The organism is Vibrio sp. 10N.286.52.C3, assembly GCF_041468865.1.
In the GTDB taxonomy this organism is placed as follows: domain Bacteria; phylum Pseudomonadota; class Gammaproteobacteria; order Enterobacterales; family Vibrionaceae; genus Vibrio; species Vibrio crassostreae_C.
Window position 1 is genome coordinate 34,849 of the sequence record NZ_JBFRJM010000020.1, and the last position, 18,050, is coordinate 52,898.

Annotated in this window: 15 protein-coding genes; 8 read left to right on the top strand and 7 right to left on the bottom strand. The window is 45.1% G+C overall.

The window, feature by feature from the left end:
- Positions 1-70 precede the first annotated feature (70 nt).
- Positions 71-3,076, bottom strand: a complete 3,006-nt coding sequence (gene torS / locus AB4138_RS08725) for a TMAO reductase system sensor histidine kinase/response regulator TorS (RefSeq protein ID WP_017060885.1) — start codon at positions 3,074-3,076, stop codon at positions 71-73.
- A 92-nt stretch (positions 3,077-3,168) separates the two neighbouring features.
- Between torS and torT the strand changes: the two genes are divergently transcribed.
- The gene (gene torT, locus AB4138_RS08730; protein ID WP_029235253.1) at positions 3,169-4,197 is read left to right on the top strand and encodes a TMAO reductase system periplasmic protein TorT; all 1,029 of its coding nucleotides are present in this window, start codon (positions 3,169-3,171) and stop codon (positions 4,195-4,197) included.
- 60 nt (positions 4,198-4,257) lie between these two features.
- Positions 4,258-4,713 carry a methylglyoxal synthase gene (locus tag AB4138_RS08735; RefSeq protein WP_017060888.1) on the top strand — a complete coding sequence of 152 codons (456 nt, stop codon included), beginning with the start codon at positions 4,258-4,260 and terminating at the stop codon, positions 4,711-4,713.
- Positions 4,714-4,833: 120 nt separating this feature from the next.
- On the opposite strand, the gene AB4138_RS08740 is transcribed toward AB4138_RS08735, so the two are convergent.
- Both AB4138_RS08740 and helD read right to left on the bottom strand, forming a co-directional pair.
- Positions 4,834-5,184, bottom strand: a complete 351-nt coding sequence (locus AB4138_RS08740; protein WP_017071128.1) for a VOC family protein — start codon at positions 5,182-5,184, stop codon at positions 4,834-4,836.
- Positions 5,185-5,271: 87 nt separating this feature from the next.
- On the bottom strand, positions 5,272-7,347 hold the full coding sequence (helD, locus tag AB4138_RS08745; RefSeq protein WP_372305666.1) for a DNA helicase IV: 2,076 nt from the start codon (positions 7,345-7,347) through the stop codon (positions 5,272-5,274).
- 177 nt (positions 7,348-7,524) lie between these two features.
- Between helD and yccS the strand changes: the two genes are divergently transcribed.
- The 5 genes from yccS to AB4138_RS08770 all read left to right on the top strand — a co-directional run bounded on the left by yccS (position 7,525) and on the right by AB4138_RS08770 (position 13,079).
- Positions 7,525-9,708 (top strand): YccS family putative transporter, encoded by a 2,184-nt coding sequence (yccS, locus tag AB4138_RS08750; protein WP_372305669.1) that lies wholly within the window; start codon positions 7,525-7,527, stop codon positions 9,706-9,708.
- A 332-nt stretch (positions 9,709-10,040) separates the two neighbouring features.
- On the top strand, positions 10,041-10,226 hold the full coding sequence (locus AB4138_RS08755; RefSeq protein WP_029235859.1) for a hypothetical protein: 186 nt from the start codon (positions 10,041-10,043) through the stop codon (positions 10,224-10,226).
- Positions 10,227-10,347: 121 nt separating this feature from the next.
- The gene (locus AB4138_RS08760) at positions 10,348-10,668 is read left to right on the top strand and encodes a hypothetical protein (RefSeq protein ID WP_017060893.1); all 321 of its coding nucleotides are present in this window, start codon (positions 10,348-10,350) and stop codon (positions 10,666-10,668) included.
- 161 nt (positions 10,669-10,829) lie between these two features.
- Entirely contained in the window at positions 10,830-12,092 is a 1,263-nt protein-coding gene (locus tag AB4138_RS08765) for a hydroxymethylglutaryl-CoA reductase (protein WP_372305672.1), read from the top strand.
- Positions 12,093-12,167: 75 nt separating this feature from the next.
- Positions 12,168-13,079: a LysR family transcriptional regulator gene (locus AB4138_RS08770; protein ID WP_065584590.1), complete on the top strand. Its 912-nt coding sequence runs from the start codon at positions 12,168-12,170 to the stop codon at positions 13,077-13,079.
- 75 nt (positions 13,080-13,154) lie between these two features.
- Here the strand turns inward: AB4138_RS08770 and AB4138_RS08775 are convergent, their stop codons facing one another.
- The 3 genes from AB4138_RS08775 to AB4138_RS08785 form a co-directional block, all read right to left on the bottom strand.
- Positions 13,155-14,069 carry a YjjW family glycine radical enzyme activase gene (locus tag AB4138_RS08775; protein WP_372305676.1) on the bottom strand — a complete coding sequence of 305 codons (915 nt, stop codon included), beginning with the start codon at positions 14,067-14,069 and terminating at the stop codon, positions 13,155-13,157.
- 56 nt (positions 14,070-14,125) lie between these two features.
- The gene (locus AB4138_RS08780; RefSeq protein WP_372305679.1) at positions 14,126-15,691 is read right to left on the bottom strand and encodes a YjjI family glycine radical enzyme; all 1,566 of its coding nucleotides are present in this window, start codon (positions 15,689-15,691) and stop codon (positions 14,126-14,128) included.
- Between the two features lie 322 nt (positions 15,692-16,013).
- The gene (locus AB4138_RS08785) at positions 16,014-16,613 is read right to left on the bottom strand and encodes a class I SAM-dependent methyltransferase (RefSeq protein ID WP_372305682.1); all 600 of its coding nucleotides are present in this window, start codon (positions 16,611-16,613) and stop codon (positions 16,014-16,016) included.
- Positions 16,614-16,774: 161 nt separating this feature from the next.
- On the opposite strand from AB4138_RS08785, the gene AB4138_RS08790 reads away from it, so the two are divergent.
- Positions 16,775-17,653: a LysR family transcriptional regulator gene (locus AB4138_RS08790; protein ID WP_016797108.1), complete on the top strand. Its 879-nt coding sequence runs from the start codon at positions 16,775-16,777 to the stop codon at positions 17,651-17,653.
- 34 nt (positions 17,654-17,687) lie between these two features.
- Here AB4138_RS08790 and AB4138_RS08795 read toward each other — a convergent pair whose 3' ends face one another.
- The gene (locus tag AB4138_RS08795; RefSeq protein ID WP_052880051.1) at positions 17,688-18,038 is read right to left on the bottom strand and encodes a hypothetical protein; all 351 of its coding nucleotides are present in this window, start codon (positions 18,036-18,038) and stop codon (positions 17,688-17,690) included.
- Between the last annotated feature and the right edge of the window lie 12 nt (positions 18,039-18,050).

Sequence of the window (18,050 nt, forward strand, 5' to 3'; positions counted from 1 at the left end):
ATTAAAACGGAGAAATAGCCTGCTTTTTGTTTTCTGTTCTTATTTTGGGGCTTTCCGCCCAATAGCCACTCTATAGTTGCTCTCGGAGCGCTGCTAACGAGTCTTTCACCAATTCAGGTAATGAGTCTGCATTATCGCGATATTGAAGTAATGGATCCTCGCTCGCTTCAATGCTCTGGCATAAAGCAAACAGTGCAGATAATCCTAGGCTGCCGGCAGACCCTTTCAGTTTATGAGCTAAAGACTTAATTTCACGAGCGTTGTCAGCGGCACTTGCCACAATCAGTTCATCGAGAGTGACTTGGCTGCTTTGGTCAAACAACCCAACAATCTGCACTATTTTTTCTCGACCGAGAATGGCCAAGTCGTCTTTGATAATCTTAGGGTTAATCATCTGCACAATCGGTTCTCCTTGATTATGTTCCGCGTCTTGGTTTGCTCGTTGTGTCGAGCTTGCAAATGCCAATGCTGATAAGTCTAGCTCGGTTTCCTGAGGTTTAGAGTTTAGCTGACAGCAAACAGCATCTGACGGATCCGGCTGAGGCAGCAACAGCGTGTGACCGTCCAACTGCTCAACAATCAATTCCGATAATGCTTCCTTCTCTAACGGCTTAGGTAAGAATCCATCAAAGCCAGACGACAAATAGCTTTCCACTTCTTCGTTAAACACATGAGCCGATACTGCGATCATTGGGGGTACTTTTCGAATTACGTCTTCTTCACTTTTATGCTGAAGCGCATCGTCTTTGAGTTGTTGAATTAACTCGACGCCATCGCAGTCGGGTAAGTTAATGTCCACCAGCGCAATATCGAACTCTTGCTCACTGAATATGGCTCTCGCTTCTTGTCCGGTTGTCGCAATCACAACCTCGTGCCCCAAGTTATGCAAGAAGCCTTCAGCAACGATGCAGTTTACGGGGTTATCTTCAATCAGAAGTACTTTAGCTCGAATACACGCTTCAATGACCGGTACTTTCGTTTCTATCTTCTCACCGGCTTCAAGTGGCAGTGAGAACCAAAACTGGCTACCCTCGCCTTCTTCAGAATGAACGCCAATATCCCCGTTCATTGCCAACATGATGCTTTTACTGATCGCTAATCCAAGCCCTGTGCCGCCGGTTTTGTTGCGACCGCTATCGGTTTGGGTAAAGGCATCAAACAGACAAGCTTGTTCGCTAGCATCAATACCGACACCTGTATCTGACACTTCAAACATCACTCGATTTTCATCTTCGATATCTAAGCTGATAAAGATATCGACCGAGCCACTTTCCGTAAACTTAATCGCGTTACCGACCAAATTATTCAAGATTTGGCTGATTCGCGTTACGTCACCACGCCAATAGCGTTGCACATCACTTTCAATATGGAAATCAAAGTTCAGCTTCTTCTCAGCGGCACGCCCTTCCATCAATTGGTAGGTATCTTGAACCATCTGATGAAGATCAAACGAAGCAGTGCGGATTTCTAAATGCCCTGCTTCAATCTTTGAGTAATCCAACACGTCATTCAAAATCGCGAGTAGGTTCTTACCGCTGCGGTTAATGATGTCTGCATAGCCGGATTGCAGCGGGTCTAACCCGGTATCTTTGAGCAATCTTGCAGTACCTAATACACCGTTCATCGGCGTTCGTATTTCATGACTCATCGTCGCAAGGAAAGCGGATTTTGCGCGGCTTGCTTGTTCTGCGGCGTTACGAGCCTTAGCGTGGTTCCCTACCTCGATGTTCAGCTTCTCATTGGTCTTTTGCAGCTGGTAGGTTCGGTCTGTGACCAACTCTTCTAAGTGTTCTTTGTGCTCTTCAAGTTCGCGTTTCGCCTTTGCTTCACCCACCGCAACCACTTGTAGCGCCTGCGCGGTGTTTCTGGCAGTGATGATCGCCTCGCCCATATGAGCCAGCTCATCATTACCCTTTACCGAGATATCAATATTCAGGCGACCTTGTGCGATAGACATCAAGGCCGATGAGTATTCAGTAAGACGTTTAACAACCGAGATATACACCACTCGCCACACGATAAATGCAACGATAACCAAACCAATAACCGAAATCACAGACAGTGACCATTGAGCCAAATTCAACGTGCTGGTCAGCTCATCAACCGCTTTTTTGGTACTGCGGTTTGAATCATCAACCAGTTGGTTAACCGTTGTATTCAGCTGAGAGAACAGCTCCAACGTATTTTGCATCAGAAACTCTGACTTTTTGGTGTTCTCATATTGTTCTAATGAAATATCGAACACGACTTGGCGTTTTCTGAGCTCTTCTAGAAGCTGAGACATCTGCGCTGAACGAGTAGGATCTTCGACCGCTTTAACGCGGCGCGCCATGATTCTTAGGTTGGATTCAAATTCTGATTGGATTTGATGAATACGCTCTACGTTGGTAACGGTTTGCGTTTCTTCAATTTGGTTAAGCATTTTGAACGCCAGCAAATGCAATTCGTGTAGGCGCTCAGACAAATCAAGGTCAACCTCTACAAGCGCATCTAAGGCTTGGTAGGCTTTATCCGTTTCTTTGGTTTCTAGCAGGTCATAGATATGCGTGACGTTAGCAACCGCAATGGTAGCCGTGTTCAAAACTTGGGTTCGCGTCAACTGCTCTAGCTCTTCGGCCAATAGGCGCATCTCTTCGACACGAGACGACAACTCTTTGCTTAACCAAAGCTTACGCTCAACCGACACACCCAACTCAGCCAGTGTGTTAATAACGCTTTGAACATTGTTTTCGAGTTTATTGAGGAGCTGAGAATCGAAACTGTCGACACCAAGCTCTTTGATATGTTGAAGAAGCGACTCAAGTTGGTCAAACAGTACGGTGCCAGCCTCTTTTCTTTCGGCCTCGTTTCTCGCATTAGAAAGTGTTTGTACTGACGAAATAATACGGTTACTCAACTCAGAAACCTGACGAGCTTCGATCATGGCAGGAAGCGCCGAATCAACGACGTTTCTTTCCGTTTTGGCTACAAAGCTAAAACCAGAAACACCGATCAATGCAGACAATAGAACCAACAGTGCCATCACTAAGAATGAGGCCAGCAGCTTGCGTCCAATACTCGCTGAAGCTAACAACATAAACTCTAAACCTTAAAACGTTCTTCTTTACCCATGCAGAATACGCTATATTTTGCAGTGTTTCTTATCTAAAACCAACAAAACGGCAATTCATGCTATCTAGACCTTTCGCTTCAATAATTCTTCTCTCACTACTGGCCTCAGTGACTACTGTCGCAGGTGCTAGTGAGCCTTTGAGCCCAATAAAACCCGCCAATGCCACATCACAAAAAGAGAAAATCTGTGCCATTTATCCGCACCTCAAAGACTCTTATTGGTTGTCGGTAAACTATGGAATGATCTCTGAAGCAGAAAAGCAGCAAGTTGAGCTAAGAGTATTGGAAGCTGGCGGTTACCCCAACGTGGCCAAACAAGCCTCGCAACTGGTGCTTTGCACGCAATGGGGAGCCGATGCCATTATTTTAGGTACGGTTTCACCCGATGCGTATCATGACAATCTCAGCGATTGGGTTGGCTCGACGCCTGTGTTTGCTACGGTAAATGAGTTAACCGTCAATGAAGAACAACAGAAGGTATTAAAAGGTACGGTCGGTGTCGATTGGTACCAAATGGGATACCAAGTCGGAGATTTTTTGTCGAAACGACACCCGAAAGGATCAGGCGAAACACCTATCGCCCTGTTACTTGGTCCACAAGCAAGTGGCGGCACTAAGCCTGTGGCACTGGGGTTTTATGATGCGATCAAGTCGAGTGATATCAAAATCGCGATCAGCTATTGGGCAGATAACGATAAAGAACTGCAAAGAAACCTAGTACAACAGGTGATCGAGGAGCCGGATATCCAATATATAGTCGGAAGTGCCGTCGCGATTGAAGCAGCGATCAGTGAGCTACGAGCGGCCGATAAAACCGAAGAGATTGGGTTAATTTCGAGTTACTTAAGTCACGGAACCTACCGTGGTTTACTTCGTAACAAGGTACTTTTTGCGCCAACCGATAAAATGGTTGAGCAAGGTCGCTTGTCGGTAAAACAAGCCACGAGTTACTTACGCGGTCAACCTTACGAGCAACACAGCGCACCGATTATCGAAGCGCTGACACCTGCAACTCTCAAAGATCAAATTATCGCCGACTCATTGTCACCTTCTGAGTTTCGTCCGGTATTCAGTGTGAATCCTTAGTGCTATATTGGCTGAAGAACTCAAAACAATAAAAACGAAACAACAATTTAGGGAACATTCATGCAAAAAACGACGCGCACTATGCCAACACATAAGCATATCGCTTTGGTCGCTCATGACCACTTCAAACCTGAGCTACTAAGATGGGTCAAAGAGAACAAAGAAAAACTACAAAAGCACTTCCTTTACGCAACGGGCACGACTGGTTCTTTACTAAGTAAAGAGACAGACTTAGCAATCAAGAGCATGATCAGCGGCCCTATGGGCGGTGACCAACAACTTGGCGCGCTTATCTCTGAAGGCAAGATCGATATGCTGATTTTCTTCTGGGATCCACTTAATGCTGTACCACATGACCCAGACGTAAAAGCACTGCTTCGTATCGCAAGTGTTTGGAACATTCCTGTGGCCACTAACCGCGCTACCGCTAATTTCTTGTTTAACTCTTCACTGCTTGAAGAAGAAGTAATCATCGAGATCCCAGACTACGAAGCGTACCTAGCTGAGCGCACGTAATCGCACGTTAAATGTGCTCTCTACTGAACAGACTAAAAAGCCTGCATTTTATCGCAGGCTTTTTTATGTCTCGTTTTCAGACATTAAACAGTTCAATCATAAAACAGTGCGAGAGTCTCTCTATTTATCGCTCCACACTGCCATCTCGTTGCCACTTGGCTCTCTGAAATGGAAACGTCTGCCGCCGGGAAAGCTAAAGATCTCACGGTTTATCTGACCACCAGCATCAATTACATCGCGCTCGGTTTGCTCAAGATCTTGGCTATAAAAAACCATCAGCGCCGCGCCATTATCCGTATTCGACGCCAGATCCGCCAAATAGAAGCCGCCCATTAAGCCTTTGCCTTCAAACGCAGAATACTCAGGGCCATAGTCTTCAAAGCTCCAACCAAACACTTGACTGAAAAATGCCTTAGTTGCGGCGATGTCTTTCGCAGCAAATTCAATGTAGTTAATAGAGCCGTGTTCCATAGCAAATTCCTTATGCTTTATGCGTCTGCCTTGTGATATTAGGGCAGGGATTGAAGATCTAATCTTAGACAATCAAGTCAAGTAACATCACTTTTTACGAACAACTGGGTAATCAGAACCATGCAGCTCCTGCACAAAGCCAGAGCCGTCGCCACTGTGCGTGATCCATACTTTCTCTTTTGCCCGCGTCATTGCTACATAGAATAAACGACGCTCTTCAGCATAAGGGAACGCGTCTGATGATTCAGTCAATGCGCCATCAATATGCAGCTGTTTCTTCTTGGTCGGGAACTGTCCTTCGTCAACACAAAGAATAATGACAAAGTCCGCCTCTTTACCTTTACTGCCGTGGCAAGTCATGAACTTGATATCAATGGAAGTGAAGATCTTCTTCCAGTCTTCCAACAACTCTGGCTTGTGGTAATGATTACGTCCAAGTAGCAGCACCGATTTATTGGTTTTGCCTTTGGATTGACGGTTCAGTTGATCAAGAGTCTTCTCAACTTCTTTACTTGGCGCACTGTACACCGCCTTCTGCTTCTGTTGCTTGAAGCTGTTCAGTTCTTTCGGAATCTGAATTGGGTTTTCTTGTACAAAGCGATTAGCCACCGCACCTAACTGATTGTTAAAGCGGTAAGTCGTATCTAGGTGATGAATGGTCGAACTTTCAAAACGATCCTTAAAGCCCGTGGTCAAATCCACATCCGCACCTGCAAACTGGTAAATCGACTGCCAGTCATCGCCTACTGCAAAAATAGAGGCTTGATGCTCGGCTTTAGACTGATTACACAGTGCTTCAACCAAGGCAAGACGATCAGGTGAGATATCTTGGTATTCATCGATCATGATGAACTTCCAAGGTGAGATAAACTTGCCCTTCTCGACATACTGAGTCGCTCGGCTGATCATGATTGAGAAGTCGATATGATTCTGTTCTTTCAGCTCCTTTTGCCACGCGGTTACACATGGCCAACACAGTGAAAGCTCGCTGTTGAGGCGCGCATAGTCTCGGTGATCAATCAGCTGTTGCTGTACTTCTTTTTTGGTTAAACCCGACGCATTCAACTGTTCTAGCTGCTTTTCAAGCCAACCGATCAATTTGAGGTTTGAAACGTGGCTACCAAGCTCATCGTCACCGGTTAAATAAGCGATTGGCCATTTAGACAAATGCTTTTGCCAACGTTTAAAGTTGGTCGGTGTCATCCAGTGCTTCTTCAACCAATCAATGCACCATGCTTGGCGTTGGTTGTCATCGAGCGCTAAAGGAGAAATAACCACACGTTCGGGTTCAACTTGATTCAGTATCTTTAAACCCAACTGGTGGAAAGTGCTGACTTGCACCTTCTCTGCTGATAAACCAATTTTGCTGTCGAGACGTTGCTTCATCTCTTCTGCCGCTTCACGACCAAAAGCGAGCAATAGCAACTCTTCAGCTTGAGCTTGATGGCTTTGCAGTAAATACGCGACGCGAGCCGTTAGAACACTGGTTTTACCCGAGCCTGCACCCGCTAAAATAAGGTTGTGATCATCATTCATCAACACCGCATATTGCTGCGATAAGTTCAGTGGTGACGACTCACATTGCGCAAACAACACTTCCCAGTTTTTTCGCTCGGTCTCTAGCCATTGCTGGTTTCTTTCAGCTTGCTTGATTTCCGTTTCAGATAACCATGGCTGCATTCTTGCGATGCGGTTTGGCATGCGTTGTGCGGCCTCTTCTAGCGTCATTGTCATACTCTCTAAGCCTGAGTTGACCATATCAACCCAAGTGTTGACCTTAGAATGCGGTAGAAAGGCTGGTAATTGCTCAAGACGTGTTAATTCAGCTTCCCACTGAGGTACGTGTTCAGCCAATTGTTCACATTGAGTGTCGTGCCACTTCTGATAAGCACTAACTGACGCGCGTGCAAATTGACGGCATTGATCCCAAGGTAAGCCTTGTACTAACCAACTGCGCTGTGTTCCATCTTGTTGATTAGCAAAAAATTGTAGCGATCCCCAGAACAATCCGCGCTTTATCGCGATCTTGCCACTCCAAATAGTAAATGGGATACGCTCTTCACTGCCTACTGAAGATAACAGCAAGCGTGGACCATCAAGTTCAACCTGATGATATTCATTTTGAATAAAAAACTGTGCAGTCTTGTTAGCGCTTAGCTGCATTGGAGTGTGCTCTTAATTGGAAATATTGAATTTATATCATGATGCAATGAGAATTAATAATATCTCATATCTTATCGACGCTTTCATGACCACCTACGGGCAATTATGGATAAGTATCAAATTCTTGTGCTTGATTTCTGTTAGGATTATGGTTTTTAGTGTGTCAAGTGAGCGACTGTGGACTTTTCAGCCAAATTACGCCTCTATTGGGCGAATAAAACCATAAATTACAGCGTATTAATTCTCATCACTCTGCTCGGCGTGGTGGTGCCTGCTTGGTATTATGAACAAAACACACTGATCACGCCTTTGATCTTAGGCGTTATTGCTGCGGCTCTTGCGGAAAGTGATGACAGCTTTACCGGACGCTTGAAAGCACTCACGCTGACCTTTATCTGTTTCGCCGTTGCGGCTTTCTCTATTGAACTTCTCTTCGATACGCCTTGGCTGTTCGCGATCGGGCTTTTTGTTTCAACCTTCTCTTTTATCATTCTCGGGGCAATTGGCCCTAAATACGCGAGTATCGCATTTGGCTCTCTCTTAGTTGCCATCTATACCATGCTTGGTGCACACGAGAGCACCAACCTTTGGTTTCAACCGCTTCTACTGTTAACTGGCGCCGCTTGGTACTACTTCATGTCGATGATTTGGCAGATAGTGTGGCCAATGCAACCTGTGCAGCAAAACCTAGCCACGGTATTCGATCAAATCGGTAATTACATCGATTCAAAAGCGGAACTCTTCTACCCCGTTTCAGACTTGATTCCCCAGCCACACCGAATCATTGAAGCCAAACTCAACGCGAGTACCGTTAACGCACTCAACATGTGTAAGGCGACGCTACTTAACCGCTCTAAGCGCGGACACATTGACGGCCCTAGTGACCGATTTCTTAACACCTACTTTATCGCACAAGATATTCATGAACGCGTAAGCTCAAGCCATTATCGTTATCAAGAGCTAGCAAAACACTTTGAACGCTCTGACGTGTTGTTTCGATTTAAGTATCTACTGGAAGCGCAGGCAACAGCTTGTAAAGAAGTAGCGAGCTCATTGAAAGTTGGCGCTGAATACCAGCATGGTGACAAGTCTGTATTAGCACTTGATGAGCTGATGTCTTCGCTCAATCATCTGCACCAACAGAATAATCCTAAATGGAAATCACTGCTGAACCAGTTGGATTACTTATTCAATAACCTAGCAACCGTTGAAAAACAGCTCTCGAATATCAGCAACCCAGATGCAGAGAAGATTGAAGAAGGTGTATTGGACGATACCAACCCTCATACTTTGACGGCAATGTGGCACAAGATCAAAGCTAACTTGCACACCGATTCTATGCTATTCCGCCACGCGATTCGCATGGCGATCACTTTGACGGTGGGCTACGGGATTATCCAGGGTTTTGATATCGAACGAGGTTATTGGATTCTACTGACGACACTGTTTGTGTGTCAGCCAAACTACAGTGCAACCCGTCAAAAACTGACGGCGCGTGTCATTGGCACGGTCGCAGGCTTATTGATCGGAGTACCGTTACTGACTTTCTTCCCGTCGCAAGAGAGCCAATTAGTGTTCATTGTGATCAGTGGCGTGATGTTCTTTGCGTTTCGAATCAATAACTACGGGTTTGCGACCGGCTTTATCACACTGCTTGTGCTCTTCTGCTTTAACCAATTAGGTGAAGGCTACGCGGTAGTATTGCCAAGGTTAGCGGATACCTTTATTGGTTGTGCTCTCGCCGTGCTTGCTGTCATTTATGTGTTGCCTGATTGGCAATCGAAGCGACTGCACAAAGTGATGGCGGATGCGCTCGATTCCAACAAGAACTATCTCGCTCAGATCATCGGCCAATACCGTGTCGGTAAGAAAGATAGCCTAAACTATCGTATCGCTCGTCGTAGCGCTCATAATAATGACGCAAACCTGACTGCCGCCATCAGTAGCATGTTGGTTGAACCGGGTAAGTACCGTACCTCTGAAGATGAGAGCTTCCGATTCTTAACACTCAATCATGCTCTGCTTAGCTATATCTCGGCTCTGGGTGCTCACAGAACGCGTATTGATGATGAAGCGACACACAAACTGGTGCTAGATGCGCACAGAGTAATCCACCAGCATCTCGACGCTCTAAATGATCAGCTCTATTCTCATAAAGAGCATTGTGAAGTGAAAAACGCTTATGACCCGGAGCTGGATAAACGTTTGAGTGAATGGCGAGAAGAAGATGAGAATTCTGTCAAAATGGTTCTACAACAGCTCCATTTGATCTATCGTATGCTTCCAGAACTGCATACCTTAGCGACCAAGTTTGCAGTTAAGGTTAAGATCGACAAGTCGTTTGAAACAGAAGCTTCTTGAGCAACAAACAAAATACCGTAAAAACAAAAAGATAACGCCAATTGCTTATCTTTTGATCATCGCAAATATTTATACATTGCTTTACCCATACCCCTAATTGGGTAGAGAAATTACTTACCTACCCTTGTGCCACAAAGGTTGAAGGCGTTTTTACATTGTAGGAATTTTCTGACTTTGATTGACCAAGCCTTAACTTTTCCTAACATTTCTCGGACAAAAAACGACCACAGGAATTTATAGTTGTCTTAGTTTCAAGAAACTTCAAACATCATTTAAAATTCACTTAATCTTGTTTGATTTCCTGAATCAGTAGACTATGCTCTAAAGAGCATATTGATTTGAACAAAGGTCACACTATGAATACACAGCAATTTGAAGCATTTAAGCAGCAAATACAGCTTCTTAGCCCACAACAATTAAAAGCACTTCAGGGTGAGATCGACGGCAACCTTGAAACAGAGAAGCCTTCTTTGCTTACTGATGAAGAATTAAACGCGCTAAATGACCTGTTCAGTTAATAGACAGACATCACTATTTTAGCTTAAGTTCACATTTTCACCGTAAATTTCATCTGTTCACCATTGCGCTCAAAATATCGTCCGCCTAGACTCATTTCATACGTCAATAAAAGGTTCTGATATGTCGATATCTGGTATTCAATCTGGTTACGCCATTATTCAGCAATCCACCAACATGGCTGAAGAAGCCGCAATCGAGCTCAACCAAGCCTCCAAACACGCTCTAGAATCCGACGACACTTTCGAAGCTAGCGATCTCAGCTTTAATCAAATAGAGCCTGAACAAGCCATTTCCTTTAAAGACAAAGAACCTGAACCTGCTTCATCTTCAACCGATTCCTTGATTAAACTGACACAAAGCGCAAGTTATAACCGCGTTGGTGCAAGTGTGGTTGATCGTCAAAACGAAGCCATCGGTAGCCTTCTCGACATTCATATCTAAATTTCGCTCAAATACAGCCTATATTTCGCGAAACTTCGCTGCTTTTTGCTTCAACAACAACACAAACTGTAACTCATTATATCAGGCGCTTGTTTCTGGTTTATTACTCGGTAGAATCAGCGCAAACCAATTTGCTGCACAAACTTTACTTCATACTATTTATGCCAAAACTAAATCTGCATCGCCGTGACTATGTTTCTATTTTAGGAGGCGACATCTCCGCAGACGAATTAGAAAAAAAACTTCAGCCTCATTTTGAAAAGCCAGTAAATAAGCTGACACATAGCCCCTACCTGACAGAAAAGAATCTCACACGTCGCTGGACAGCGCTCGATAATGCAGATTCACAGCAAGAACTGCTCGACCCTCATACACAAAGTCAGTTCCAAGCTTATGAGAAAAACATTGAGCACTTTATTGGCACCGTTAAAGTCCCTGTGGGAATATCTGGCCCTTTAAGAGTCAATGGCCTATTTGCTACGGGCGATTACCTCGTACCACTCGCGACCACAGAAGCTGCGCTTGTCGCGTCTTATAACCGTGGTTCTAAGCTGATTACGGCTTGTGGTGGCGCAAGTGCTATGTTGCTCAATGAAGGCGTAACACGTACTCCTGGCTTTGCATTTCAAGGATTAGTTGAAGCCGGACAGTTTGTGGCTTGGGCTGTGACTCAGTATGACCAGTTCAAGATCTTGGCAGAATCAACAACATCACACGGCAAGCTGACCGACATTAATATCAACATCGAAGGTAACCATGTTTACTTGGTGTTCGAATTTCTAACCGGAGACGCTTCTGGTCAGAATATGGTGACCATCGCAACCAATGCCGTGTTTGAGTACATCATCGAAAATACGCCAGTTAAGCCTGACCACGCTTTCCTTGATGGCAACTTGTCAGGCGATAAGAAAGCCAATACCCAAACCTTGCGCAGCGTTCGTGGCAAAAAGGTAACTGCTGAGGTTAATATCCCTGCAGAGCTTGTCGCGAAGTACCTACACACGACACCAGAGAAGATGGTCCAGTTTGGCCAAATGACCACAGTCGGTGGCGCTTTGAGTGGTACTATCGGTATCAATGCCCATTATGCGAATGCGTTGGCGGCACTCTATATCGCTTGTGGCCAAGACGCGGCCTGTGTCGCTGAGTCAGCGATTGGTATGACGCGTATGGAACTCAACAAAGAAGGCGGTTTATACGCTAGCGTGACACTGCCTAACTTAATGGTTGGGACTGTCGGCGGTGGTACCGGCTTGCCAAGTCAAAAAGCCTGTTTAGATTTACTTGGGCTGCATGGTAACGGTAAATCACAAGCACTCGCTGAAGTTTGTGCTGTACTGTGTTTAGCGGGTGAACTATCGATTGTGGGCGCATTTTGCGCAGGCCACTTTTCAAGAGCGCACCATAAGCTAGCTCGTAAATAACCTTTATCCAATTTGGCTTGTTCGGTTTTGTCGTTCATGCAAAATCACAAGCCAACCTGAATGCGTGAGTCATAAATGGATTACTTACACTTATCTAGGGTGAGCCTTAAGCACCTCACTGCGCTGCATATTATGCTGAACACTCACAGCGTCACTCAGACCTCAGAGCAACTCTGTGTCAGCCCTTCGAGTGTAAGCAAAACCCTGTCTCAGTTGCGTGACATCCTGAATGATGAGCTTTTCTATCGAGATGGTACCAAGCTTATCCCGACTCCCTTTGCTCTGAAGATAGCGCCCACTGTTCACGCAATTCTTTCAAGCATGAATGGACTGCTTCATCAAAAGAGTTTTACCCCTCAAGAGTACCAAGGCAGTTTTTCACTTTCGATGCGTGAAAGTACTTTCGAAGTATTTGCCTCAAAGATCAGTAAAATTACCACTGAGCTCGCGCCAAGCGCGAAGCTCAACATCTATTCGAAACAACAGCTCGGCTTCGATGCTTTACTCAGTGGCAAGGTCAATTTGATCTTGTTGCCTCATGATATATCTCAGCCGCCGACCGATAACAAAGAGCTGGTTTGGGAAACAATTCTTCCAGATGAAATGGTTTGTTTGATGGGCGCACACCACCCTCTCGCTCAGCAAGAACTGACGGTAGAAGGCTACTTAGATTACAAGCACATTGGGATTTTAGATAACGAACTGTCTCAGCCTTACTTTGAACAAAACTTGGTTCAATGCCACCAACCAAGAGAGATGGCAATATCGGTCGCGGACTTCGGCGCTGCGGCTGTGTTGTGTCACCACACACCTTTCCTGTTCACTTGCTCTAAACAGTGGGCTGAGCATGCTAAACAAGCTCAGGGCTTAGTGAGCAAGCCCTTGCCTTTTGATTACGGTAAGGTGGCGTACAGCTTGGTGTGGAATAAACCCAACATGAATGATCAAGCGATCAAATGGTTGTGTGACCTGTTTTTAGAAGCTTAATATTTTTAGAGACTTAATATCTTTAGAAAGTTAACGTTCTTAGAAGCCTGATTGACCGCCTAAGAAATCTAAAGACTAGGTATAAACCTCAGGAGTTTGCATCGGTCTTTGAACTATGGTGTAGAGCTTATCGTGAAAGCTCTGCATCTGTTTTTCGGTGCATTTCGGCCAATCTAACGCGTCGCCAATGACACCATGATGCTGAAACGCATTGAGTCGAATTCGAACATCACTTGGTAGCGTCTTCAAGTAACGCCCCACTTGTTCAATTTCGTCCTCAAGATCGCTTTTATTTGGGATATGTAGCAACCTAACTTCGTGCAGTTTTCCTTTATCTGCTAAGTAGTTAATGGTTTCAAACACCCTATGATTACCTCTACCCACTAACCATTGATGTGTTTCCGATTGCCATGATTTTAGGTCAATCATCGCGCCATCAAGGTAAGGTAATACTCGCTCCCACCCTTGTTGAGGCAACGAGCCGTTACTGTCAATAAAACACGTTAAGTGTGCCAATTGCGGATCGCTTTTAATCGCTTGAAATAGCTCGATGATAAACGGCAATTGCATGGTCGCCTCACCACCTGAAACGGTGATACCACTCAGGAAGAACTGATTATGCCTAACCAGTTCAAGTACCTCGGATACCGTCATCGTGGTGATTTTGGGGCTCGACTTATGATCACAAATATCGACGCACTGATCGCAGTTGGTACACGCGACCGGATCCCACTTCACCTTACCATCTACAGAGCTTAATGCGCCGCTTGGACACCCACTTATGCAGTCTCCGCAATGGTTACAGTGATTAATAGTGTGTGGGTTATGGCAGGTTATACAATCGAAATTGCACCCTTGTAGAAACAGCACTAGGCGATTTCCCGGTCCATCAACACAAGAAAAGGTCAGCACACGGCTGACCTTCGCTTGTTTTTCTGTCTTATTATTTTTAACCCTAGCCATTTGAGTTGTTAGATCAGAAATTTTCATAATTCACATTGTTCGTATTCGAAACGCACCATACACATAACGCACGCACGTTAAAGCTATTCGTATGTCGGCGACATCTCTAAACTCGCCACGCGTGGTTTACGCTCTAATATGCCCGTGTTCTTCGCAGCTTCGGCACCTAAAAAGGTGGTATTGGTGCGTGAGCCTTGCTCGTCATATTTGGCAATGTCAGATAGCTTAATCATGTAACCCGTGACACGAACCAAATCATTTGATGCAACGTTAGCCGTGAACTCTCGGTAACCCGCTTGAATCGCGCCTTTACACAGGTTAAACATCGCTTCAGGGTTAGATTTCACTGTTTCGTCGATGGTCAGAATGTCACTGATGCCCGAGGTGTAGAACTTATGGTGACCCGCGGTTGCACGAACGTAAGAGACAGGATCCGGTTCGGTACCATAAGGAATACGGACACCCGGCGTCACATCTTCATCTAAGCTAATACCGCCTTGAGCATGCAGCAGAGCTTTACCTTCTAATCCATATTTCACTTCAGAGCGTTCAACGATCTCAGCCAGCTTTTCAGAGATACGATGACCAAGCTGATTCGCCAGTTCATCGTGACCATAACGCCCTGCTTGACCTTCTTTCTCCAACAAGATGTTGACTGCTTCCGCCATGCCGTAAATACCAAACATTGGCGCAAAGCGATCCTCTTCGATCAAACCTTCTTTGGTTAAGAAGCCTTCGAAGAAGTTAGACTCTTCATGCAAGAAGCGGCTTCGAGCGTTCATCAACTCAACCATGATGCCACTGTAGTTCGGCAATACTTGTTGTAAGAAATCAGCACTGTCCTCAGACTTCAACGCCACTTGCTTAAGGTTCATACGCACCAAGGTGTTTGAACCACCCGCTAACGGCAGAGAGTTGTAGCAGCTCACAATACCAAAACGCTTATCGCCGTAAGCCTCGGCATGCGCTGGATAGTTTGCAATATGTGGTTTACTGCATTCACAGATGTTGCTCGCCGCATGACGAAGTAGATCATCAGGTGTCACGGCTGGGTCGTACATAAAGGTTAAGTTTGGCGCGATCTGCTTCAATTCAGCGTCTACACGTAAAATCGTACGGCAGATAATGTTGTCTGTTGGGCCGATATTCACATGCATAAAGGCGTCTGGCAGTGTGCGATCCAACATGATCCAGAACAGCTTAATCTTTTGGTATACCTGCTCTTCTGTTAAGTCGCCCACGAAAGGCATCAACACATCATCCAACTGACCTAGGTAAACCGGAATTGAAGTGACAGACGGAACATGGTGGTAAAGGATGGTAAGCATGTTCAATGCTTCATCGAAGTTGGTTGCCGCGCTAAGCTCTAAATACTCTGAGCCTTGATGTAAGTATTTAGAATAATCTGGAAGTACATAGCGCGGCTTAAATGGGGCGTGCCCTTCAAACATGTCACACAGCACACCTTGTTGTAAGGCTTGCTCTACTTCTTTGCTTACCGGCATATACGGTAAGCTGGCTTCAGCTTCTAAGGCAAGATAGCTCGACTTCTGTTTTGGTGACAGGTTGGCATCTGAAATGATATTGCTAAAGCGTTGTTGTTGCTCTGAAAGTGGTGAAGAAGTAGATGACGCAGATTGGTGGCTCATGATTAAACCCTTAATGTTATTATGGGCTTATTTTATATCTCACCGCTATATTTCCACTAATGAAATGTATGCAAGACTATATTTCCAAAATGGAAATAAGTGATTTGTAAATTAGCGGTGTTGAGTTTTCTATGAGCGAGATGAGAAACAGAGAAATAGAGAAACCAGAGTTAATAGTGAAGAAATGAGAAAGCGCTGAGTCGTTCTGTTTAAAACGATAGCGCCAAAAAGAGAAAACCCACATAACTGACGGTAGAGTCGTTAATGTGGGTTTAGTAGTTTAAATGAGCATTCTGAATGCTAGCTCAAGGCATACACACGATTACAGATCTGGAAGCGCTTGTTTACGTCCAACACCCATTAATACCTTTAACTCTCCTTGTGGAGTGTCAATCGAGAACGGTGTGGAGACTTCAACGACTGCAAAGCCCGCTGCACTCAATACATTTTCTGAGCGCTGTTGGCTTACACCGTAGTCTTCATTGTCGCTTTCCAAGTACCAATCCCAGTGTACAAACGTGCCGTCGTTTTCAAGCAGCGTGTAAATCAGACTGACTGTGTCTTGTAGGTTCGGGATAAAACCACACACCGAAGAGGCTACCACTAGGTCAAACTGGTTTCTGAATGCTGGATGCTGCGCTGCAAGTCCGCGCGATAAAATATCAACTACCGGTTCAACGTTAGGTAACTCTTTCTTATCTAACTCTTCAATCATCCCTTCAGAGATATCAAGTGCGATGATCTCTTTTGCTAAAGGAGATATTTTCTGGCTGAGTAGTCCTGTACCACAACCAAAATCAAAGACACGGGTTCCGTTTAAATCAACGAGCTGTGTTAACTGGTCAAATACGGATTGTGCGAATACTGCAGTTGCGGGATCTTTATCCCAATCAACGGCGTATTCGTCCCATTGTTTCGCCATCATGGCCTCCATCTTTACTTCTTGTAGGTTCGGAACTTCCCCAGAGTAAACCAAATTAGTCAATTCGTCATAGAGTTATCATGCAAAGATGGACTATTTCTAAGATAGTCAGCACAATATTCAGATAATATGCACCGACCCCCGCTCAATATGGAAATGAAATGAACCTTTCTCAAGTCCAAGCCTTTTGTTCCGTTGCTGATTTAGGATCAGTTTCTGAAGCTGCACGCCAGTTAGAATGCAACCGAACCAAACTCAGCATGTCGATTAAAGCCTTGGAAAAAGAGTTAGATGTCGAGCTGTTCGTCCGCAGCGGAAACCACGTTGAGCTTTCAGAAGCGGGTAAAGCGATTTACAAAGATTGCGAAGGCATGTTGGTGACAGCCGCGCGTATTAAACAAACCTGCTTGCATGTTTCGGGCGAATTCAACGCAGAAATTTGGATAGCACGAGATGACTCCCTACCCGATGAAATGTGGCAGGACTTATCTCACGCCTTAAATAACAAGTACCCTTCTACCTCATTCAACTTCGTTCTCGCATCGAGCGGTGACTTAGCTAACCTAGTTGAAACTCAGCAAGTCGACTTCGCATTTGGTGTCGATTACGAACGCGTCGATGACCCAAGAATTATCTACAACCCGCTTGGTAAGATTCGAATGATGTCTGTATGTAAGAAAGGACATGATTTGAGTGCGATGCGACGAGTGTCTGATGAAGTACTGAGAAATTCGATGCAAGCAACCATGGTTTATCTTAATGAAAAGGATAACCCTGAGCTTGAGCCCTTCTCGCGTCGTTACATTGGCTTCTCTAGCTTCGACTTTATGTTGGATACGATTCTACGTGAAGAAGCATGGGGCGTAATGCCTGAGCCATTGATTCGCCATTTACTGCGTGAACAAGAGCTTGCCGTGATCAAACACACCTACGGTTTAACACAAGAAGACTACTGTATGTTTACCGCGGCTGGCATGGCAGAGCACCCAGGAATGAATTGGTTGGCCGACCAGCTTAGTGATTATTTGTTTGATTTCTAGACGGACGACTTTTACTCCATACTTAAGTCTTGCTCTAGAAAACCATCACGTGATCCACTAAGTAGCGTCCGTCTTCTTCAACCAATACCATTTCGGCGACAAACTCGCCTTTGGCGATGGTGTAAGCTTGTTTCCACACAAAAGCGATGGAGTCTGAACGTCTAAACAGCGCGACTTGCTCTCGCTCAGCAAAAAAGCCATTACTGTGCTGATAATGGTGACACACCTTTTCTAAATATTCCGGCGTAACAATGTCTTTCATCCTTTGAGTAAAGTCTCGACAGTGCTGTTCATGATCGACCTTGGTTGAACCGTCCATCAGATTATCCATAATCGGGTTAGCAATCACCCACAACTCGTTATCACTGATATCGTCAAACTTCATATTGATTCACTC

Coding starts and splice junctions, on each gene's coding strand:
- torS (WP_017060885.1), bottom strand. CDS start 3,076: ATGTTGTTAGCTTCAGCGAGTATTGGACGCAAGCTGCTGGCCTCATTC.
- AB4138_RS08785 (WP_372305682.1), bottom strand. CDS start 16,613: ATGGCGAAACAATGGGACGAATACGCCGTTGATTGGGATAAAGATCCC.
- AB4138_RS08760 (WP_017060893.1), top strand. CDS start 10,348: ATGTCGATATCTGGTATTCAATCTGGTTACGCCATTATTCAGCAATCC.
- AB4138_RS08735 (WP_017060888.1), top strand. CDS start 4,258: ATGCAAAAAACGACGCGCACTATGCCAACACATAAGCATATCGCTTTG.
- AB4138_RS08775 (WP_372305676.1), bottom strand. CDS start 14,069: ATGAAAATTTCTGATCTAACAACTCAAATGGCTAGGGTTAAAAATAAT.
- AB4138_RS08770 (WP_065584590.1), top strand. CDS start 12,168: ATGGATTACTTACACTTATCTAGGGTGAGCCTTAAGCACCTCACTGCG.
- AB4138_RS08765 (WP_372305672.1), top strand. CDS start 10,830: ATGCCAAAACTAAATCTGCATCGCCGTGACTATGTTTCTATTTTAGGA.
- AB4138_RS08780 (WP_372305679.1), bottom strand. CDS start 15,691: ATGAGCCACCAATCTGCGTCATCTACTTCTTCACCACTTTCAGAGCAA.
- torT (WP_029235253.1), top strand. CDS start 3,169: ATGCTATCTAGACCTTTCGCTTCAATAATTCTTCTCTCACTACTGGCC.
- helD (WP_372305666.1), bottom strand. CDS start 7,347: ATGCAGCTAAGCGCTAACAAGACTGCACAGTTTTTTATTCAAAATGAA.
- AB4138_RS08790 (WP_016797108.1), top strand. CDS start 16,775: ATGAACCTTTCTCAAGTCCAAGCCTTTTGTTCCGTTGCTGATTTAGGA.
- AB4138_RS08795 (WP_052880051.1), bottom strand. CDS start 18,038: ATGAAGTTTGACGATATCAGTGATAACGAGTTGTGGGTGATTGCTAAC.
- AB4138_RS08740 (WP_017071128.1), bottom strand. CDS start 5,184: ATGGAACACGGCTCTATTAACTACATTGAATTTGCTGCGAAAGACATC.